Raw genomic sequence first — 19740 nt, 5'->3', positions numbered from 1 at the left:
CGATGCTGCTCCGGCGGCCGGTGGAAACGGATAGAAAGGAGGAACGGTTGCGCCAGCTAGAAACGCTTGGTGCGGCAAAGCGCGATGGAACAACAGGAAACAGTAAAAAAAGATGATGCCAGCTCAGCACGTCCAGCGAAGGCGATCGTTGAAGCGTTGCTGTTTGCTGCTGGTGATGAGGGGCTGTCGCTCGCTCAAATCGCTGCCGTACTCGATGTCGATGAATCGGAGGCGAAAGCGGTAATCGCAGCGCTGCAAGAAGATTATAGCCGGGAAGAACGCGGCATTCAGCTTATGGAGCTGGCGGGTGTGTTTTTGCTGGCAACAAAAAAAGAGCATGCTTCGTATTTAAAAAAGCTCGTTGAGGCACCTGGAGCGTCATCACTGTCGCAGGCGGCGCTTGAGACGTTGGCCATCATCGCTTATCGTCAGCCGATTACGCGTGCGGAAATCGAGGAAATTCGCGGTGTGAAAAGCGACAAGCCGCTGCAAACGCTGATGGCTCGGGCGCTCATTAAAGAGGTCGGGCGCGCCGAAGGAACTGGGCGGCCGATTTTGTACGGCACGACGGCGGAATTTCTTGACTATTTCGGGCTAAAAACACTCGAGGAGCTACCTCCATTGCCGGAGTGGGCGGATGATGGCGAGCTCGAACGGGAAGCAGATTTGTTTTTTGAGAAATTGGCAGAAAATTTGAGCGACGAGAAGCCGTAATATGGTAAACTAAAGAAAAAACGGCTGATCGGGAAGGGGTGCGCTCATGGACGTTTGCCGCTTGTACGGTGAAGAGCTGCAAAAATCACGTTCCAACACGTTTGAAGACTATTTTAACCGCTCGGAAGTCACCTATCGTGACGGGGGTGAAGAGCGAACACTGTCTGTTTTGTATTTGCGCTACTTTGAGGCGGCGCTATTCGACCTGCTGCCGTATGAAGGCGACCCGCTATTTACGGTTGCTGGGCGTGACATTCATTTGCGCGACATCGTTGCCCTCGTCTGTTTATGGCAAAACCCGGCCTATCGGCAGCGCCGCCGCGTCTATATTCATGATGAGGAGGAATTGCGCCGCTATTTCGCTGCTATTGACGGAAAGATGTTGCAATCGGTAGTTAGCGAATGGGCGGCCAATGGTGCTTGCCGCCTTCCGTTGCCATCGTAACAAGAAAACGTCCATAAGGTATAGCGTTTTTTACATGTCGGCAGGAAACTGGCATCGCTCAACAAGACCGTTTTAGAGCGGTCCACAGGTGTTGTTCGCCATCTACCGGGCACGACCGTTAAAGCGGTTCCGTTGGACGAACCGCTTTTTCTCATGGCGTTTATTCCGTTCGCGTCTTCATTGGATTGCACGCCGGCGGCTTCACTTGTCCGATTGTCTCCGTTAGCTTTTGTAAATCGTAACATTCCGTGTGCGCCATATGGTCGGCTATGGGAGACAGCACATCGAGCACTTTACGGTTTCATTCCATTTCCCTCAAGCACGTGCAAAAAGCTTTGGAAAACAGCCATTTCCAACTCGATTTGAGGAAGGAAGCGATAAAACCTTGTAAAGGTTGGTCTGCAAGCAGCTGGCCATTTTCATTGCTTTTCACTAAATGTGGCTTCCCGTTTTTTTCGTAAACGTGCGATTTTGCGACTTCAGCTGCTTTTCAGAATGGTCGAGCCGATTATGAATGGCCTCGGCGGGGTCGGCAGCGCCAAGCAGCCAAAGCAAGTCGCGGCGGATCGGATGGACACGTGGCGGTTTCCACTTGGCGCATTTCAGCGAACGCTTCAACAATGAACCGGCAATGGCCGCTAAGAATGTTGCATTCAAAAGCGGAGTTCAACAAGCGCTTTTTGCTCAAGTGGTCCAACCGTTCGTTTTTTGCAGAATGCTCCCCGTGAAGGAATGCGGCGATTTTACACGTGTTGGGCGCCTCGCTCCTATATGTATGTGCGGCTGGGAATTTAGGTGAATGCGGACAAGAACGATTTTCCTAGGCTGGCATACGATATGGCGAAAAAAGCGCAGGAGGAGGTTTTTACCAAATGGACGACCAAACGTTGTTTGCCCAGTATGCGGCTGAAGTGAACGAATGGGGAGAACAAGTCAAGCAGGTGCTGGAACTGCGCGGGGCAAGCATTGATGGCGCTTCTACACTGTTGCAGTTTATCGCCGAACATGACGGGGAGTGGACGGAAGAGGCAGTCCGTGAGCTCACGCGCCTTGTTGATGACGTGTACGCTGCTGCGCTTCGTCACTATGCCATCGAAGCGGCTGAGTGGGGGAAACAAGTAGAACACGCTCTATCCATGCGCGGAGCAGCGGAGGATATCGGGCTTTCTTCTTTATTGGCGCGCATTGAAGAACACGGCGACGAGTGGACGGAGGAAGAAATTCATGAACTGCAACTCCTTGTCGACGACGTGTACGCTCGAGCCATCCGCCTTGTCGAACCGTTATCCGACGGGCAGGAGGAAGACTTGACGCGGCAGGAAGAAGTCTCGGCTTTGCCTGAACAGGAAGGCGGCAACGGAGAGCAAATGAGCGAGGGAACTGAACGGTCAGGCGAACACAAGGGGGATAGCGAACAAGAGCCGGTCGTTGCAGCTGAACGGGCGGAGCCGTTCATAGCCTCATCAACGGATTCTCCTGATGGCGAACAGCTGCATGAGGGAGATACGATGGACGAAGAATGGCGGCACAATGCAGACATGACAGATAAGGAGCGGCTGACGGAGGAAGGTGTGACCGATGGTGAGCGGCAACGGGCGGTTTCGCCTGGCAAGCATGTGCTGCCGCCGCTGCCGTACAGCTATGACGCGCTTGAGCCCCATATTTCCGAAGAAATTATGCGTCTCCATCATACGAAGCATCATCAAAGCTATGTCGACGGTCTGAACAAGGCGGAGCGCATGATGGCAGAGGCGCGCCGTACGAACAATTTTGAACTGCTGAAACATTGGGAGCGAGAGGCGGCGTTCAACGGTTCAGGCCACTATTTGCATACAATTTTTTGGCATAACATGCATCCGCAAGGCGGCGGCGAGCCGCGCGGGGAGCTGCGGGCGCAAATTGAACGCGACTTCGGCAGCTTTGCTGCATTCCGACGCCACTTTACCGAAGCGGCGAAAAGCGTCGAAGGGGTTGGCTGGGCGTTGCTCGTTTGGGTGCCGCGGGCTCATCGGCTTGAAATTTTGCAGACGGAAAAGCACCAGCTCATGACGCAATGGGATACGATTCCACTTCTTGTGCTTGATGTGTGGGAGCATGCGTACTACTTGCAATATAAAAACGATCGGGGAGCGTATATCGAACATTGGTGGAACGTCGTCAACTGGCGCAATGTCGAAGCGCGCTTCGCCGAGGCACGAAAGCTGCGTTGGCAACCATTTTAAACAGGCAGGGGTCTCCCCGCCTGTTTTTTTTGAGCGGGCAAAAGCCGCCTCCCTTGCCTAGAGAGGTTTCGCTGAAAACATAATGCAATTGATAGGGGGCCTATGCTAGCTTCTGTAGCCATATTTTTCATCATATTTGTCCGATCGACGCATACACTTGTACAAAGCATGGCCTCCATGTCCAGCCTGTTTCCGTCGCGATGTTCCCTCTGTTGCGCTCATTTCAGCCTAATTGGAAAGGAGGAACAGGCGATTCCTCCCTGCTTACGGAAGGAGGGGGATCCTCGCCGATATCGGATGAAGAGGTGGAAGCGACTCGTTTGGCTCATTGCGCTCACTGCAGGGATCATGTCATGTCTTCCAGGAAAGCTGCACGCCATGAACGGGGTGAGCGCAAAAAGCGCGATTTTAATAGAGCAACATTCCGGACGGATTTTGTTTGCTAAAGATGCTCATACAAAACGGCGCATCGCCAGCATTACGAAAATTATGACCGCCATTTTGGCGATTGAGTCCGGGAAGCTTGATGATACGGTGACAGTTAGTGCCCGCGCCGTCCGGACGGAGGGGTCATCGATTTACTTACGCCAAGGGGAGAAAATGAAACTGCGCGATCTTGTATACGGACTGATGCTTCGTTCCGGCAATGACGCCGCAGTCGCCATCGCCGAACATGTCGGCGGCAGTGTCGAGGGGTTTGTGTTTTTAATGAACGAAAAGGCGGCCGAGATCGGGATGCGCGATACGGAATTTGCCAATCCGCACGGCTTGGACGATGCGGAAAGCCATTATTCGACCGCTTACGACATGGCGTTGTTGATGCAATATGCAATGAAAAATAAAGAGTTTCGCCGCATTTCCGGAACGAAAGTATACCGCGCCCCTGCCCCGCCGGGCGAAGACGGAGCGCGTGTATGGCGGAATAAAAATAAGTTGCTGACAAGCCTTTATGAATATTGCACCGGCGGCAAAACCGGCTATACGAAACGGGCACACCGCACACTTGTGACGACAGCGTCGAAAGACGGGATTGATTTGGTCGCTGTGACATTGGACGCTTCGGATGACTGGAACGATCATATCGCCATGTATGAGTATGGCTTTTCCAACTACCGTATTGCCAAAGTCAGCGGCAAGCGCATCGTGAAGAGAATTTCCGACCCGTTTTACAAGGGGCGGTTGCAGGCAGCCCGCGATTTGCGATATCCGGTGACTGAAAAGGAGATGGGAGAGCTGCGGGTGAAAGTGTATTTGCTGAAGCCGCGCGATGAATGGAAGGAAAACCCAAACCGCGCTCCGACGGCAGTCGGGAAAGCGGTGCTTTATTTGCGCAAACAGGCGGTCGATGCGGTGCCGCTTTTCTATGAGCCGGAGAAGGACGAACGCAGCCGGGGGCTCTTTTCGCAAGCATTTCGATTTTTAGGTGTGAGAAGCGATGGTTAACCTCATTTGGGTGATGATGGCGCTTATCGGTATCGTCTTTGCTGCGGCCAATGGCACGATGGAGGAAGTGAATAAGGCGGTGTTCGAAAGCGCCAAAGAAGCGGTGACGATCAGCATCGGTATGATCAGCATTTTAGTGTTTTGGCTCGGACTGATGGCCATCGCTGAGCAGGCCGGTTTGCTTCATAAAGTCGCGCGCCTGTTTATGCCGCTTGTGCGTCGCCTGTTCCCGGAAGTGCCGCCCGGCCATCCGGCGCTCGGCTATATCGTCTCAAACATGGTCGCCAATATGTTCGGTCTTGGCAATGCGGCGACGCCGATGGGGATTAAAGCGATGGAGCAGCTGAAGCAACTCAACGGCGGTGGCGACGAAGCAAGCCGGTCAATGGTGACGTTTTTAGCCATTAATACGTCAAGCATTACGCTTATTCCGGCGACCGTCATTTCGATTCGCATGACGTACGGTTCAGCATCACCAGGCGAAATTATCGGCACGACGGTCGTCGCTTCAACGATTTCGACGATCGGGGCGGTGTTGATTGATCGGTATTATTATTGGAAACGAACGCGGAAAGGCAGGAAGCCATAATGGCTATCGTCCAACTTCTTTCAGTTTGGCTTATTCCGGGGCTCATCGCCTTTATTTTGCTCTATGGCACGGCGAAAAAAGTGCCTACATATGAGGCGTTTGTCGAGGGGGGCAAAGAAGGGATTGAAATTGCGTTTTCGCTCATTCCGTATTTAGTCGGCATGTTAGTGTCGGTCGCCATTTTTCGTGCGTCGGGAGCACTTGAGGCGCTCATGGAGGTGATCAAGCCGCTCGTTGAGGCGATTGGATTGCCGGCTGAAGTCGTTCCGCTTGCCGCGATTCGCACCATTTCTGGAACGGCGGCACTCGGCATGACGACCGATTTAATTGCCACGTACGGCCCTGACTCGTTTATCGGGCGCCTCGCTTCGACTATCCAAGGCAGCACCGAGACGACGCTTTATGTGCTTACCGTCTATTTTGGCGCCGTCGGCGTCAAAAAAATGGGTGACGCGTTAAAAGTCGGCATTTTGGCGGACATTCTTAGCTTTATTGTCTCCTTTTTCATCGTCTTGTTTGTATTTGGGCGCTGACAGCGCTCATTTTTTTGTTTTCCTGCCAACCGGGAGAGAAGGAGCTACTGATCTTGTCGAACGCTCTCGCATCTGTGTTCACGCTTGGAAGCGAGGATTCTCAGTTTGGGATGATAAAAATAAAAGCGACATGCTTGTATCTGTCGAACGGAAAGGGTAAGATGATGAAAGAGGTGAGAAGGAAATGGAACGGTTACAAAAAGTGATTGCCCGCGCCGGTATTGCGTCAAGGCGCAAGGCGGAAGAAATGATTTTGCAAGGGCGGGTGAAGGTCAATGGCCGCGTCGTCACCGAACTTGGTGTCAAAGTCGGACCGCGTGACGATGTGGAAGTTGACGGCATTCCGGTCGAGCGCGAGGAGCCGGTCTATTATTTGCTTTACAAGCCGCGCGGCGTCATCTCGAGCGTTAAAGATGAGAAGGGGCGCAAAGTGGTGACCGACTTTTTTAAAGACATCCACCAGCGCATTTACCCGATCGGACGGCTTGACTACGATACGTCCGGTCTGCTCTTGTTGACGAATGACGGCGATTTTGCTAATTTGCTGATGCATCCGCGCTATGAGATTGAGAAGGTGTACGTCGCTAAAGTGAAAGGCATCCCGACACGCGAGCAGCTGAAACAGCTTGAGAAAGGGGTGCTGTTGGAAGACGGCATAACGGCGCCAGCAAAAGTGAAGCTGCTCTCAGCTGATCGGAAAAAGCGGACAGCGATTGTCGAGATTAGCATTCATGAAGGACGGAATCGGCAAGTGCGCCGCATGTTTGAGGCGATCGGCTGTGAAGTGCTGAAGCTGAAGCGGGAACGGTATGCGTTTCTTGATTTAAAAGGGCTTCGCCCCGGCGAATATCGTGAACTGTCACCGCATGAAGTGAAGCTGTTGCGGACGATGGCCCAATCCGGGGGAAAGAAATAGTGACAAACTTTGTCACACAACGTTCATATCCTCATGGATAGGGTAAAAATAGACTTTGCTATAATGGAAAATGGAAGATTATGAACTGTCACGTAGACCCCCTACGGCATCGACCGTAAGGGGAGTGAGAAACTGAAGGAGTTTGAGCGATGAAAAAACAACAGCGCTTAGTGATGAGAACAGTCATTTTGCTCTTGCTGTTGGCCGCACTCGGTTATACGATTTACGCCAACTTTTTCACTGAGAAAACGGCGGTCGCTGTCGGTTCAACAGCGCCCGATTTTGTGCTGTCTGACCTTGAAGGGCGTGAACATCGCCTCTCAGACTATCGAGGCAAAGGCGTCTTTTTAAACTTTTGGGGAACGTGGTGCAAACCGTGCGAACGGGAAATGCCGTACATGAACGAGTTGTACCCGATTTATCAAAAGCAAGGAGTCGAAATTTTAGCTGTCAATGTCGGTGAGCCGAAGCTAAACGTCGAAAAGTTTGCAGAACGGTTCGGATTAACGTTTCCAATCGTCATCGACCGCCAAGATCAAGTGTTGAACGCATATGGCGTCGGGCCGCTGCCGACGACGTTTTTGATTGACAAAAACGGTAAAGTGAAAAAAATCATTACCGGCACAATGACAAAAGAAGATATTAAGCAGCATCTAGAAAGCATTAAACCGTGAGGAGTTTTGCGCCATGGAACAAGTGAAATGTGAATGCGGCCACGTTAACCCGCACGGCACGGTGTTTTGCGAATCGTGCGGTAAGCCGCTTGAGGAACAGGGAGAAAAATCGCTTTTAGATATGCGCTACGAAGGAAGCGCGCGCCGGTCACAAACATACAAACGAACGATTGTCGATCAAATTTGGGCGTTTTTCTCGTCGGTCAAAGTCGGGGTGGCGCTCATCGTCATCACGCTCATCGCTTCGGTGATCGGCACCATTTTTCCGCAAGAAATGTATATTCCGCCAAACGTTAATCCGGCTGATTATTACGAAGAGCAGTATGGCTGGGCGGGAAAACTATATTACGAGCTCGGTTTTAACAATTTGTACGGCTCATGGTGGTACATTTTGCTCATCGCCTTGATCGGCGTTTCACTCGTCATTTGCAGCTTAGACCGCGTCGTGCCGCTTTACCGCGCCTTGAAACGGCAAGGAGTGAAACGACATCCACACTTTTTGGAGCGGCAACGGCTGTTTGGCGTCTCGCGCATTAGTGATATGGACCAAGCGGTTGCTCTGTTAAAAGAGCGGCTGGCTAAGCAGCGCTACCGCGTCCGGGAAGAAGACGGTCATCTGTTGGCCGAAAAAGGGCGCTTTTCCCGCTGGGGGCCGTATGTGAATCATGTCGGCCTGATCATTTTCTTAATCGGGGCGATGCTCCGCTCAGTGCCGGGCATGTACATTGATGAAGTGATGTGGGTTCGCGAAGGGGAAACGAAAGAAATCCCCGGAACTAACGGTCAATATTTTTTAAAAAGCGAAAAGTTTATTTTTGATACGTACAAAAAAGGCGAAGATAATGAAGTGTTTAACGCTGCCATCGACCGTGTCGGCGATGGAATGATCGCAGAAAACTATCAGACGAATGTCGTCTTGTATAAGCGCGTCGGCCCAACGGTCGCCGGTGCCAAACCGGAACTGGAAAAAGTGAAAGAATATCCGATTCGCGTCAACGAACCGCTGAAGTTCGACCATTACGCGCTTTATCAAGTTGATTTTCGGCTGAACGAGCCGAAAACGATGTCGTTCCAGCTGACGGATAAGCAGTCGGGAAAAACGTTGGGCACGGTAGCGATCGACTTGTATGACCCAAAAGAAACATACAATCTTGGGAACGGATACCGTGTTGAGCTATTAAGCTATTTTCCTGACTTTGAATTTGATGAAGATGGGAATCCGTCGACGAAATCACGCGTGCCGAATAATCCGGCATTCGTCTTTAAAATGTATGCACCTGACCGACCGGAAGGGGAGGTCAGTTTCGTCGCCATTCAACAAACGCTTGAACCGTTTGGCGATAACAAATATAAAATGGCGTTTGCAGAACTTGAAACGCGCAACGTCTCTGGTTTGACCGTCCGCCGCGATTTCACGCTTTGGATTTTAGGAGTGGGTGGCGCGATTTTCATGTTCGGGTTGGTTCAAGGAATGTATTGGAACCATCGCCGTATTTGGGTGCAACGAGTGAATGGCGAGTTATGGATTGCCGCACATACGAACAAAAACTGGTTCGGCTTAAAAAAGGAGCTGCATCGCCTGCTCGATGGCACCGGCTTAACGATGCCGGCCGATCGGCTCGAAGAAAGAAAACAAGCCGGACAGGGAGGACAAGCGCATGGTACAGCTTAGCAGCACATTGCTATATATTTCGTTTGTTTTATATTTAATCGGCACGTTTCTTTTTGGCGGCGCCATTCGCGATAAGCGGAAGGAGCAGCAAGGAAAAGACCGCTGGTCACAGTTTGGCATTGCCGTGACGATCATTGGCTTTCTTGCCCAAGTCGGCTATTTTGTGACGCGCTGGATTGCCGCTGGGCACGCTCCGGTGAGCAATTTGTTTGAGTTTACGACGTTTTTTGGCATGATGCTTGTTGGTGCTTTCATTATCGTGTATTTCATTTATCGGTTGAGCGTGCTTGGATTGTTTGCGCTTCCGATTGCGTTGCTTATTATCGCCTATGCGAGTATGTTTCCGCGCGAAATCTCGCCGCTGATTCCCGCTTTGCAAAGCGATTGGCTGCACATTCACGTCACGACCGCAGCGGCGGGGGAGGCGATTTTGGCCATCAGCTTTGTCGCTGGGCTCATTTATTTAATCCGGGTTGTTGATCAGTCGAAACCGTCCAAGCGTACGTTTTGGCTTGAAGTCGTCATGTTTGGCTTAGTGACGACACTCGGCTTTGTCATCGTTTCAACGGCGTTTGGGCTTTCCGGATATGAGGCGAAATTTACGTGGATTGACAAAAACAACCAATCATCGGAAGTTGAGTATCATATGCCAGCGCTCGTCGGACCGCATAAGGGGGAGCTTGCCAAAGAAAGTGCTGACCGGTTGGATCCGCTTGTCGAGATGCCGGCGATCATTAACGCAAAAAAGTTGAACACCGTCATTTGGTCACTGATGGCTGGGGCGGTGTTGTACATCGCGCTCCGCCTCGTATTGCGTAAACGTATTGCAGCGGCGTTGCAGCCGCTTGTGAAAAACGTCAATTTGGATTTGGCCGACGAAATTGGCTATCGGGCCGTAGCGATCGGATTTCCGGTGTTTACACTCGGGGCGCTCATTTTCGCTATGATTTGGGCGCAAATCGCGTGGACACGCTTTTGGGGTTGGGATCCGAAAGAAGTGTGGGCGCTCATCACATGGTTGTTTTACGCCGCCTTTTTGCATCTCCGGCTTTCAAAAGGTTGGCATGGAGAAAAGTCCGCGTGGCTGGCCGTCATCGGTTTTGCTATTATCATGTTTAACTTAGTGGCGGTTAACCTTGTCATCGCCGGGCTGCACTCGTACGCCGGGACCTGATCGCAAGGCAAACGGATGCTCTATTGGCGAGCATCCGTTTTTTCAGTAAACTAGAAAGTGGGGATTGTTTCCATCTTGTGAGGAAGGGTGTTTGACATGGAAAAACAAGAAAAACCAATCCACATTTTAGTTGTCGATGATGAAGAACGGATTCGCCGGCTGTTGAAAATGTATTTAGAGCGGGAAAACTATGTGATCGATGAAGCTGGCGACGGCAATGTAGCGCTTGAGAAAGCGCTGGCGAACGACTATGACGTCATTTTGCTCGATTTAATGCTGCCGGGCAAAGATGGAATTGAGGTGTGCAAAGAAATTCGCGAGCACAAAACGACACCGATTATTATGCTGACGGCGAAAGGAGAAGAATCGAACCGCGTTCAAGGGTTTGAAGTTGGCACCGATGATTACATCGTCAAGCCGTTCAGTCCACGCGAAGTCGTCTTGCGCGTTAAAGCATTGTTGCGCCGTGCGGCGAATGCCACCTACGCACCGGTGGAGACGACGACGAAAGATGTGTTGGTGTTTCCACACTTAACGATTGACAATGATGCCCATCGGGTGACGGTCGATGGAAAAGAAGTGAGCTTGACGCCGAAAGAATACGAGTTGCTTCTCTTTTTAGCGCGCTCGCCAGATAAAGTGTTTGATCGTGAGCAGCTGCTAAAAGAAGTATGGCATTACGAGTTTTTTGGCGATTTGCGCACCGTCGACACTCATATTAAGCGGTTGCGCGAAAAGCTCAATAAGGCGTCGCCGCAAGCCGGAAAAATGATCGTCACCGTTTGGGGCGTCGGCTACAAGTTTGAGGCAGTGAGCGAATGATGTGGCTGTTTCGCAGTGTCGTTGGGAAACTATGGTTTACCATTTTGCTGCTCGTCTCATGCGTGTTGTTTATTTTAACCATTTTGCTTATTAAATTTTTCGAGGAGTACTATGTACAAGAAGCGGAAAACGATTTAACCCGTCTGGCGACGAAAGTAGCAGAGGTGATGCACGATTATCGTGACGAGCAGCTTGCCCGTTCGATTGCTTGGACGCTTGTCGACAATCGTTCAAAAGCGATCATTGTCGCCGATGAGTCGCATTATTGGTATTCGCCTGGCGAGGCAGACTTGAAAGACATGCCACTGTCGTCCATCCGTGAAGACTCAGACTTGCGCCGCGTGCTGACTGACCAAGAAACGGTGAAAAAGCGTCTGTATGCGACGGAGTGGGAACAAAATGGAAAGCCGCAGCACGATATGATCATCGTCGGCGTGCCGATGTCGATGCCGGACGGCAGCCGCGGTGCCGTTTTCATTTACCAGTCGCTCGAGGCGATCGCTGATGCAACCGAACATACAAAAGAGCTCATTTTTCTCGCCGCCTTTATCGCCATTGTGATGACGACGTTTTTTGCCTTTTTCTTGTCGACGCGCATTACCGCTCCGCTCAGGAAGATGCGCCAAGCCGCGTTTGAAGTGGCGCGCGGCCATTTTGACACTAAAGTGCCGATTTTAACGAATGATGAAATCGGCGGGCTGGCGATGGCGTTTAACCAAATGGGACGGCGGCTTCAATTTAACATTAACGCATTAAACCAGGAAAAAGAACAACTGGCCAGCATTTTAAGCAGCATGGCCGACGGCGTCATTACATTTAGCCGTGAGGGGGAAATATTAATTACGAACCCGCCGGCGGAGCGGTTTTTACAGGCATGGTATTTCGAACAAGGAAATGATGCGGAAACGATGGCGCCGCTGCCGCCGCAAGTGAAAGAGCTGTTCGCTCGCGTCGTCCGGGAGGAAAAGGAGCAATCCACCGAGGTGACGATACAAGGGCGGACATGGGTCATTTTAATGACGCCGTTATACGGCAAAACGATGGTGCGTGGTGCGGTCGCTGTTTTGCGTGACATGACTGAGGAGCGGAGGCTTGATAAGCTGCGCAAAGATTTTATCGCCAACGTCTCGCACGAACTGCGTACGCCGATTGCTATGTTGCAAGGATACAGCGAGGCGATTATCGATGATATTGCTGCGAGTGAGGAAGAGAAGAAAGAGATGGCAAAAGTCATTTATGACGAGTCGCTGCGCATGGGCCGCCTTGTTAACGATTTGCTTGATCTCGCGCGTATGGAGGCTGGCCATATCGAGCTGCAATATGAGCAAGTGGAGCTCGTCCCTTACGTGGAACGGGTGATCCGCAAGTTTTACGGGCTGGCGAAAGAAAAGCAGATCGAGCTGACAGCCGAGTTTCGCGACGAGAACATCGAAATCGCATTCGATCCAGACCGGATCGAGCAAGTGTTAACCAACTTAATCGATAATGCCATTCGCCATACGGAAGCGGGCGGTACGGTCCGTCTAATTATCGAGCGAAGCGGCGACGGCGTGACCATCCACGTCCAAGACTCGGGCTCCGGCATTCCGGAGGAAGATTTGCCGTTTGTGTTTGAACGGTTTTATAAAGCTGATAAAGCGCGGACGCGCGGCCGTTCGGGCACCGGACTCGGCTTGGCTATCGCCAAAAACATCGTGGAAACGCATAAAGGGCGCATTACCGTCCATAGCAAACTGAACGAAGGAACGACGTTTTCATTTTATTTGCCGGCTCACGGCCCAAAAGAGATGTAACGTCGTGAAAGGAGGCGGATGGCCGCCTCTTTTTTGGTTTAGTGGTATAGACAACTAGAATATATGATGTTATGATTGTGATAGAAAGAGAGGGATCGACATGAAACGGTGGCTGTTAAAAAACGCTGTCGTGTATGCAGAAACAGGGAAAATTGACCAAGGATATGTGTTGATCGAAGGAGAGAAAGTGGCCGATGTCGGTCCGATGTCGTTATGCCCGGCCGATGCCGGGGCGGAAGTGATCGAACTGTCCTCGCGATTTGCTATCGTGCCCGGATTTATTGATGTTCATATTCATGGGGCAGCCGGAGCTGATGTGATGGATGCGACGCCAGTGGCGATCCAGGCGATGGCCAACGCTTTACCGGCGGAAGGAACAACAAGCTTCCTAGCGACGACCATGACGGCGCCGAGTGAACAAATCGAAGCAGCACTTGTGAATGTAGCGCGTTATATGGAGCGGGAGAACGATCCTGGGGCGGCTGAAGTGCTCGGTGTTCATTTGGAAGGGCCGTTTTTGTCGCCGAAGCGCGCTGGGGCACAGCACCCACGCCACCTCGCTGACCCGGACATTTCACTGTTTCAGCGTTGGCAAGAAGTTGCCGGCGGCAATATCCGCCTTGTGACGCTCGCTCCAGAGCGGGACGGGGGGCTTGATCTTATCGCTTATTTAAAGAAAACGGGGGTCGTCGCCTCGATCGGCCATTCCGACGCTGTTTACGAGGAGGTGAAAGCGGCGGTCGCTGCGGGGGTGACGCATGCCACCCACTTATTTAACGGGATGCGCGGCATTCACCACCGTGAACCGGGGGTTGCTGGTGCGGTGCTCATGCATGATGAAGTGATGTGCGAATTGATTGCTGATGGGCTGCACGTTGCGCCGCCGATGGTTCGTTTTGCTTACCGGAACAAAAGGAGTGATGGGCTCATCTTAATCACTGACGCTATGCGCGCTAAATGTCTCGGCGATGGGCAATACGATCTCGGTGGCCAGGAGGTGACTGTTCGCGGTGGAGAGGCGCGTCTTGCCGACGGCACGCTGGCAGGAAGCGTGTTAAAGCTTGCTGATGCTCTTCGCCGTGTACTCGATTGCACTGGCTGCACCCTTGAAGAAGTGATCCGTATGGCGAGCTGGAATCCGGCGAAACAGCTTCGCGTCCTTGATCGAAAGGGGAGTTTGCGTCCGGGGAAAGACGCCGATGTTGTCGTGCTTGATGAACAATACAAGGTGGCGATGACGTTTTGCCGCGGCGCACTTGCTTACTGTCAACAAAGCGAACCACAAGGGGCAGGGAGGGATGGTCATGAAAGTCATTGAGGCTATGGACTATGCAGATATGAGTCGCCAAGCAGCGAGAATGATCATCCAACAAGTTAAAGAAAAACCGAATGCCGTTCTCGGGTTAGCAACCGGTTCGACGGTGCTCGGTGTGTACCGTGAACTCGTTGCCGACCATCGGCAGCACGGAACATCGTACCAGTTTGTGCGCACGGTCAATTTGGATGAGTATGTCGGGCTTGGTCCGGATCATCCGAACAGCTATCGCTATTATATGAATGAGCATTTGTTTTCGAATCTGGACATTCCGCTTGACGAGACGCACGTGCCGGACGGCTTGGCCGCTGATTTAGGTGAGGAGTGCCGCCGCTATGAGCAGCTGATTGAAGGGCTAGGAGGCGTTGATTTACAGCTCTTAGGCATCGGGCGCAACGGCCATATCGGCTTTAACGAGCCAGGGACCCCGTTTTCGTCGATGACCCATGTCGTTGAGCTTGCCGCATCAACGCGTGAGGCGAACGCTCGCTTTTTCCCGTCATTGGATGACGTGCCGCACCACGCCATTACGATGGGGATCGCGACCATTTTACGAAGCCGACGCATCGTGTTGCTCGCATCAGGAGCGGAAAAAGCTTCGGCGCTCGCCCGGCTGTTCGAAGGGATCGTTTCACCTGAGCTGCCGGCTTCGGCGCTTCATCTCCATCCGGATGTCACGATCATCGCCGACCAAGAGGCGCTGTCACTTATTCCAAACGAACAGCGGCAGGTGGAATCCCGTGATTGATAAACAATCTCCTGTTCCAATTTATTACCAGCTTGAGCAATATATGAAGGAGAAAATTGAAAAAGGAGAGTGGCAGCCAGGGGAGATGATTCCGTCTGAGCGTGAGTTGGCGGAAATGTACGATATTAGCCGGATGACCGTTCGGCAGGCGGTCAACAATTTGGTCAACGACGGCTACCTTGTTCGCCGGCGTGGAAAAGGTACGTTTGTCGCAGCGAAAAAAATTGAGCAGCCGCTTAAAGGACTGACGAGCTTTTCCGAAGATATGCGGGCGCGTGGCATGGAGCCGGACACCGTTGTTCTTGGCTTTGAAACGGTGCCGGCTTCAAAGAAACTGGCCGAATGGCTCGCTGTTAAGGAAGGGGACGCCCTTTACGAAATTCGCCGTCTCCGCTTAGCCGACGGCTCGCCGATGGCGCTCGAGACGCTCTATATTCCGTGCGCATTGGCGCCTCATTTGACGCGCGAGATTGTAAACGGTTCCGTGTATGAATTTATGGAAAAGGAAGTTGGATTAGCCATCGGCACTGCCGTTCAAGTGATTGAAGCGTCCGTCGCCCGTAAGCTGGAAGCCGAACACTTGCAAGTGAAAGAAGGAGCTCCGGTGCTGTTGCTCGAACGCCGCACATACCTTACCGACGGACGGCCACTGGAAGTTGTGAAATCAGTGTATCGCGGTGACCGATACAAATTCATCGTTGAAATGGAACGAAGAAAATAAAAAGGGGGAATGTTTATGTTAGGATTTTTACAGCGTCTAGGAAAGGCGTTTATGCTGCCGATTGCCGTTTTGCCGGCGGCTGGACTGTTGCTCCGGCTTGGTCAAGACGACTTATTAGATATTCCATTTATCGCTGCTGCGGGTGATGCGGTGTTTTCCAACTTGGCGTTGATTTTCGCCATTGGTGTCGCCATCGGCTTTTAAAAGATGGCAATGGTGCTGCCGCGCTCGCTGGGGCGATCGGCTATTTTGTTTTGACGAAAGGCGCAGCCGCGATTGATGAAGACATCAATATGTCTGTATTAGGCGGTATCATCTCCGGGGTGATCGCCGGGCTTTTATACAATCGTTATCATGATATCAAGTTGCCGGACTGGCTCGGTTTTTTCGGTGGCCGGCGGTTTGTGCCGATCGTAACATCGCTTGTTATGATCGTGCTTGCTCTCGTTTTCGGATACATTTGGCCGCCGATTCAAGACGGCATTAATGCGATCGGTCATTGGATCGTGGGCGCCGGGGCTGTTGGCGTTGGGATTTTTGGGTTCTTAAACCGGTTGCTCATTCCTGTTGGGCTGCACCATGTGTTAAACAGTTTCGTCTGGTTTGTGTTTGGTGAGTATGACGGTAAAACCGGTGATTTAAGCCGATTTTTTGCCGGTGACCCGGATGCAGGGATTTTTATGGCTGGCTTCTTCCCGGTCATGATGTTCGGTCTCCCGGCGGCGGCATTGGCGATGATCATCGCGGCGAAGAAGGAACGGCGCAAAGCGATTGCCGGTGCGCTCCTTGGCGTAGCGTTGACATCGTTTTTAACCGGTATTACAGAGCCGATCGAATTTTTGTTTATGTTTTTATCGCCGCTCTTGTATGTCGTTCATGCCGTGTTAACCGGCTTATCGCTGGCGGTGGCGACGGCATTTGATATTCATCACGGGTTTACGTTCTCGGCCGGTGCGATTGACTTTTTCTTAAACTATGGAATTGCACAAAAACCGTATTTATTAATTGTTCAAGGACTCATCTATGCTGTGATCTATTTCGTTGTTTTCTATTTCCTGATTACGAAGCTCAATTTAAAAACGCCGGGACGTGAAGATGACGTAGAGGGGAGAGTTTACCGACAGCAAAGCGGCGCAGTCGGGCGTAAAATATGAAGAGCTAGCGGTAAAATATATAGAGGCATTGGGAGGAAAAGAAAACCTCACACAAATTGATAATTGTGTCACACGCTTGCGCTTAAAAGTAAAAGACATGTCAAAAGTCAACGAAGCTGAATTGAAGCGCTTAGGGGCGAAAGGGGTGCTTCGTCTCAACCAAACGGATTTGCAAGTGATCATTGGCACGGATGTCGAATTTTTAGCCAATGCGATGAGAAAATAATCAAAAGTGAAATGGACAGATCGTTCTTGTATGCGAACGTTAGGAAGGAAGAGCGCTTATGAAACGATTGTTAGATTGCAGCGCCTCCGATTTCCGCAAGATGGAAGGGAAGCAGTTGAAACAAGCGATTCAGGCGTCAGAAGGTAGAGTGATCGTTGCCGAAGTCATCGGAGAATTTGCGCCGCTTTATCCAGCGATCACCAACGCCGAACTGGCGGCGGCGTTTGGGGCGGATTTGCTGTTATTGAATTGGTTCGATGTGTTCCGTCCAGTTGTGAACGGTTTGGACGTGAATGAGCCCGATCATATGGTGGAGCGGTTAAAACAGTTGACAGGGCGCCCGGTTGGCGTCAATTTGGAACCTGTTGACCCGAACGCGAAGCAGCTCGAGGCGTTGGCGTCATTGCCAAAAGGGAGAATGGCAACGGCAGAGTCACTGCAACAAGCGAAGCGGTTAGGAGTTGACTTTATTTGTCTGACCGGAAACCCGAAAACAGGCGTGACGAATGATGAGATTGTGAAAGCCATCGAAACGGCGCGGGCTGTTTTAGGCGAAGACGCTCTAATTATTGCCGGGAAAATGCACGCAGCAGGCGTTGCCGACGAAGCGGGAAGCGGTATCGTATCGGAAAAAGTGGTGGTGCGATTTATTCGCGCTGGCGCTGACATCGTTTTGATGCCAGCTCCAGGAACCGTGCCAGGGGTAACATTAGACAAAACGGAGAAGCTTGTTCGGGTGGCGCATGAACATGGAGCGCTTGTCATGCTGACGATTGGCACAAGTCAGGAAGGAGCGGATGAGCATACGATTCGCCAAATCGCGCTTGCGAGCAAAATGGCCGGAGCGGATATGCACCATATCGGCGACGCTGGCTATCATGGCATCGCCGTTCCAGAGAACATTATGGCATATTCCATCGCTATTCGCGGCAAACGCCATACGTACATTCGCATGGCAAGATCGCCCTTGAGATAACAATTGTTTATTCTCAACAAAGAAGGTTTTTCTGTTCCCGCTGAACGGAAGTAAGGAGAGAGGCCGATACAGCCTCTTTTTTGAAGACTAAAACAAGCAAAAAGTGTTGCGGATGGCAAGGAAAATGTGACGGCTGCCGAGCAGTTGAGGACGAAACCGTCGGTTCACTCCGTTTTGGGTGATCAACGGAAACGGCTGTTGGCATGCGGAGAGAGGCCTTTATGGCGTGATCGCCCCTTTCCGCATTTACGAGTGCTAAGTTGTGGGTGATTGTTTTTTACGGGAATGAAACTTTTCTCCTTTGTGCACGTAATATTAGATGGAAGGCATTAGACGATAGCTATCTTTTGTTTGTCTGACGATGGCGGAAAGCCGCGCACACGTCCATCCAGCTCTCATTTGGCAAGACAATGTGCAGCATGCGGAAACAGAGGTGTCAATTGAAAACTAGGAAAACCGGAGAGGAGAATCGGGATGTTTGGAAAAGTCGCCGCTGATGTGCTTGGGCTGAGCGACATCGGCTCGGTCATTCAACCGAAAGATTACGACAAAGTCGATGCTGATGATTATGTGATGCATGAAGACGGAGAAAAAATTTACTTTCTTATTAAATCCAAATCAGATGAGTATTGTTTCACCAACCTTGCACTCATTCATCTAGACGGCACGAGCGCCACAAGCAAAAAGCGGACGCTGCGCCGCTATGATTACTATAAATATCCGATTTCCGATGTGTCGCTCGAGACGGCTGGGACGGTCGATTTGGATGCGGAAATCAAATTTAAAATCGGATCGCACTCCTACTCGATCGATGTTCATAAAAAACATATCGAGGAATTGAAAGATTTGTATAAATCGCTATTGGCCATTGCCACGATTTGTGAGGAAAACGAAACGAAATTCGACTATGCCCAGCGCAGTATGGAGCTTGCGGCCAACCTGTTTGCCAACATGCGTGGCGACGGCACCAACGTTGCGGCCGATTTTAAGGCGATCAATGAGTATGCGTTTCAATGGCTTACTGAAGCGAAAAAGAACTATACAGTGAAAGATTTCGGGTTTGTGTTTGACAAATATATTCAACAGTGATGAGATAAATTTTGTACAAGGAAAGGGCGCGCTCCGGAGAAGGGGCACCTTTCCTTATTTTTTTTCAAAATATGACGAAGTTCATTTCGATTAACGCACCCTCTGTTGGTGGTGCGTGATGTGCCTAGATAAATTGCGGGCATTGAATACGATGAACGGGTGCTGTATTCCGCGTGAAACATGGTGAAGGAAGCTGAGCCGTCTGGGGGAGAGGGCCGCTGATAGCCTGCCGTCAGCCACCATAAATTCATAGTTGTCAAATGTTAAACCTTGCTTTAATATAAAAAATGTCCATATCCGACAAATTCATCAACTCGCAGCAAGGTGCCGAAAAGGCTTAATAGGGAATCCGGTGGGAATCCGGAGCTGTCCCCGCAACTGTCAATGCGGACGAAATGAAATCGCCACTGTACGGATAGATGGCTTGCGCTGTTTTCCGTACGGGAAGGCTTCAGAGTAGGATGAAGCATGAGCCAGTAGACCTGCCTTGCTTGCCGCAGTTTCCGAATCTTCG

18 protein-coding genes, 1 pseudogene and 1 riboswitch are annotated in these 19740 nt (G+C 51.3%); of the genes and pseudogenes, 18 read left to right on the top strand and 1 reads right to left on the bottom strand.

The features are described 5' to 3' along the window. The first annotated feature begins 84 nt into the window (after window positions 1-84). On the top strand, window positions 85-714 hold the full coding sequence (gene scpB / locus NSQ22_RS12070; RefSeq protein WP_008879699.1) for an SMC-Scp complex subunit ScpB: 630 nt from the start codon (window positions 85-87) through the stop codon (window positions 712-714). Between the two features lie 46 nt (window positions 715-760). Then, a complete protein-coding gene (locus NSQ22_RS12065; protein ID WP_029761016.1) occupies window positions 761-1159 on the top strand; it encodes a hypothetical protein in 399 nt (132 codons plus the stop codon). A gap of 432 nt (window positions 1160-1591) precedes the next feature. Here NSQ22_RS12065 and NSQ22_RS12060 read toward each other — a convergent pair whose 3' ends face one another. Continuing rightward, complete coding sequence (locus NSQ22_RS12060; RefSeq protein ID WP_011887727.1) at window positions 1592-1816, bottom strand: hypothetical protein; 225 nt, start codon at window positions 1814-1816, stop codon at window positions 1592-1594. A 215-nt stretch (window positions 1817-2031) separates the two neighbouring features. Between NSQ22_RS12060 and NSQ22_RS12055 the strand changes: the two genes are divergently transcribed. From NSQ22_RS12055 to NSQ22_RS11980, 16 genes and pseudogenes are all read left to right on the top strand, one after another. Beyond that, complete coding sequence (locus NSQ22_RS12055) at window positions 2032-3381, top strand: superoxide dismutase (RefSeq protein ID WP_099233381.1); 1350 nt, start codon at window positions 2032-2034, stop codon at window positions 3379-3381. 297 nt (window positions 3382-3678) lie between these two features. Then, the gene (locus tag NSQ22_RS12050; RefSeq protein WP_041264543.1) at window positions 3679-4824 is read left to right on the top strand and encodes a D-alanyl-D-alanine carboxypeptidase family protein; all 1146 of its coding nucleotides are present in this window, start codon (window positions 3679-3681) and stop codon (window positions 4822-4824) included. Next, on the top strand, window positions 4817-5413 hold the full coding sequence (locus NSQ22_RS12045; RefSeq protein WP_008879695.1) for a nucleoside recognition domain-containing protein: 597 nt from the start codon (window positions 4817-4819) through the stop codon (window positions 5411-5413). The genes NSQ22_RS12050 and NSQ22_RS12045 overlap by 8 nt, the downstream gene beginning before the upstream one ends. After that, the gene (locus tag NSQ22_RS12040; protein WP_008879694.1) at window positions 5413-5946 is read left to right on the top strand and encodes a spore maturation protein; all 534 of its coding nucleotides are present in this window, start codon (window positions 5413-5415) and stop codon (window positions 5944-5946) included. Before NSQ22_RS12045 ends, NSQ22_RS12040 begins: the two co-directional genes overlap by 1 nt. Window positions 5947-6130: 184 nt before the next feature. After that, window positions 6131-6862 carry a pseudouridine synthase gene (locus NSQ22_RS12035; RefSeq protein ID WP_008879693.1) on the top strand — a complete coding sequence of 244 codons (732 nt, stop codon included), beginning with the start codon at window positions 6131-6133 and terminating at the stop codon, window positions 6860-6862. A 149-nt stretch (window positions 6863-7011) separates the two neighbouring features. Next, window positions 7012-7536: a thiol-disulfide oxidoreductase ResA gene (locus NSQ22_RS12030; RefSeq protein WP_008879692.1), complete on the top strand. Its 525-nt coding sequence runs from the start codon at window positions 7012-7014 to the stop codon at window positions 7534-7536. Between the two features lie 13 nt (window positions 7537-7549). Continuing rightward, window positions 7550-9208, top strand: a complete 1659-nt coding sequence (locus tag NSQ22_RS12025; protein WP_029761010.1) for a cytochrome c biogenesis protein ResB — start codon at window positions 7550-7552, stop codon at window positions 9206-9208. Then, on the top strand, window positions 9195-10382 hold the full coding sequence (gene ccsB / locus NSQ22_RS12020) for a c-type cytochrome biogenesis protein CcsB (RefSeq protein WP_011887721.1): 1188 nt from the start codon (window positions 9195-9197) through the stop codon (window positions 10380-10382). Before NSQ22_RS12025 ends, ccsB begins: the two co-directional genes overlap by 14 nt. Before the next feature lie 96 nt (window positions 10383-10478). Next, complete coding sequence (locus NSQ22_RS12015) at window positions 10479-11204, top strand: response regulator transcription factor (protein ID WP_008879688.1); 726 nt, start codon at window positions 10479-10481, stop codon at window positions 11202-11204. Further along, the gene (locus tag NSQ22_RS12010) at window positions 11204-12997 is read left to right on the top strand and encodes an ATP-binding protein (protein WP_029761008.1); all 1794 of its coding nucleotides are present in this window, start codon (window positions 11204-11206) and stop codon (window positions 12995-12997) included. The genes NSQ22_RS12015 and NSQ22_RS12010 overlap by 1 nt, the downstream gene beginning before the upstream one ends. A 100-nt stretch (window positions 12998-13097) precedes the next feature. Further along, window positions 13098-14315 carry an N-acetylglucosamine-6-phosphate deacetylase gene (nagA, locus tag NSQ22_RS12005; protein WP_327054536.1) on the top strand — a complete coding sequence of 406 codons (1218 nt, stop codon included), beginning with the start codon at window positions 13098-13100 and terminating at the stop codon, window positions 14313-14315. Beyond that, window positions 14296-15060 carry a glucosamine-6-phosphate deaminase gene (gene nagB / locus NSQ22_RS12000; protein ID WP_078172640.1) on the top strand — a complete coding sequence of 255 codons (765 nt, stop codon included), beginning with the start codon at window positions 14296-14298 and terminating at the stop codon, window positions 15058-15060. Before nagA ends, nagB begins: the two co-directional genes overlap by 20 nt. After that, a complete protein-coding gene (gene phnF / locus NSQ22_RS11995) occupies window positions 15053-15781 on the top strand; it encodes a phosphonate metabolism transcriptional regulator PhnF (RefSeq protein WP_029761006.1) in 729 nt (242 codons plus the stop codon). Before nagB ends, phnF begins: the two co-directional genes overlap by 8 nt. A 15-nt stretch (window positions 15782-15796) precedes the next feature. Continuing rightward, window positions 15797-17161: pseudogene (gene nagE, locus NSQ22_RS11990) on the top strand (N-acetylglucosamine-specific PTS transporter subunit IIBC). A 58-nt stretch (window positions 17162-17219) separates the two neighbouring features. After that, complete coding sequence (locus NSQ22_RS11985) at window positions 17220-18137, top strand: PEP phosphonomutase (RefSeq protein ID WP_011887716.1); 918 nt, start codon at window positions 17220-17222, stop codon at window positions 18135-18137. A gap of 474 nt (window positions 18138-18611) precedes the next feature. Further along, window positions 18612-19226, top strand: a complete 615-nt coding sequence (locus tag NSQ22_RS11980; protein WP_008879680.1) for a PH domain-containing protein — start codon at window positions 18612-18614, stop codon at window positions 19224-19226. Window positions 19227-19531: 305 nt separating this feature from the next. Then, window positions 19532-19731: riboswitch (cobalamin riboswitch) on the top strand. Window positions 19732-19740 lie beyond the last annotated feature (9 nt).

Origin of the sequence: Geobacillus sp. FSL K6-3411, from assembly GCF_037965715.1 — a bacterium.
GTDB classification, from domain to species: domain Bacteria; phylum Bacillota; class Bacilli; order Bacillales; family Anoxybacillaceae; genus Geobacillus; species Geobacillus thermodenitrificans.
This window is presented reverse-complemented; position numbering and strand designations above follow the sequence as displayed.

What these genes read in the sequence shown, in the direction of transcription:
- scpB (WP_008879699.1), top strand. Translation starts at nt 85, where the DNA reads ATGGAACAACAGGAAACAGTAAAAAAAGATGATGCCAGCTCAGCACGT.
- NSQ22_RS12065 (WP_029761016.1), top strand. Translation starts at nt 761, where the DNA reads ATGGACGTTTGCCGCTTGTACGGTGAAGAGCTGCAAAAATCACGTTCC.
- NSQ22_RS12055 (WP_099233381.1), top strand. Translation starts at nt 2,032, where the DNA reads ATGGACGACCAAACGTTGTTTGCCCAGTATGCGGCTGAAGTGAACGAA.
- NSQ22_RS12050 (WP_041264543.1), top strand. Translation starts at nt 3,679, where the DNA reads ATGAAGAGGTGGAAGCGACTCGTTTGGCTCATTGCGCTCACTGCAGGG.
- NSQ22_RS12045 (WP_008879695.1), top strand. Translation starts at nt 4,817, where the DNA reads ATGGTTAACCTCATTTGGGTGATGATGGCGCTTATCGGTATCGTCTTT.
- NSQ22_RS12040 (WP_008879694.1), top strand. Translation starts at nt 5,413, where the DNA reads ATGGCTATCGTCCAACTTCTTTCAGTTTGGCTTATTCCGGGGCTCATC.
- NSQ22_RS12035 (WP_008879693.1), top strand. Translation starts at nt 6,131, where the DNA reads ATGGAACGGTTACAAAAAGTGATTGCCCGCGCCGGTATTGCGTCAAGG.
- NSQ22_RS12030 (WP_008879692.1), top strand. Translation starts at nt 7,012, where the DNA reads ATGAAAAAACAACAGCGCTTAGTGATGAGAACAGTCATTTTGCTCTTG.
- NSQ22_RS12025 (WP_029761010.1), top strand. Translation starts at nt 7,550, where the DNA reads ATGGAACAAGTGAAATGTGAATGCGGCCACGTTAACCCGCACGGCACG.
- ccsB (WP_011887721.1), top strand. Translation starts at nt 9,195, where the DNA reads ATGGTACAGCTTAGCAGCACATTGCTATATATTTCGTTTGTTTTATAT.
- NSQ22_RS12015 (WP_008879688.1), top strand. Translation starts at nt 10,479, where the DNA reads ATGGAAAAACAAGAAAAACCAATCCACATTTTAGTTGTCGATGATGAA.
- NSQ22_RS12010 (WP_029761008.1), top strand. Translation starts at nt 11,204, where the DNA reads ATGTGGCTGTTTCGCAGTGTCGTTGGGAAACTATGGTTTACCATTTTG.
- nagA (WP_327054536.1), top strand. Translation starts at nt 13,098, where the DNA reads ATGAAACGGTGGCTGTTAAAAAACGCTGTCGTGTATGCAGAAACAGGG.
- nagB (WP_078172640.1), top strand. Translation starts at nt 14,296, where the DNA reads ATGGTCATGAAAGTCATTGAGGCTATGGACTATGCAGATATGAGTCGC.
- NSQ22_RS11985 (WP_011887716.1), top strand. Translation starts at nt 17,220, where the DNA reads ATGAAACGATTGTTAGATTGCAGCGCCTCCGATTTCCGCAAGATGGAA.
- NSQ22_RS11980 (WP_008879680.1), top strand. Translation starts at nt 18,612, where the DNA reads ATGTTTGGAAAAGTCGCCGCTGATGTGCTTGGGCTGAGCGACATCGGC.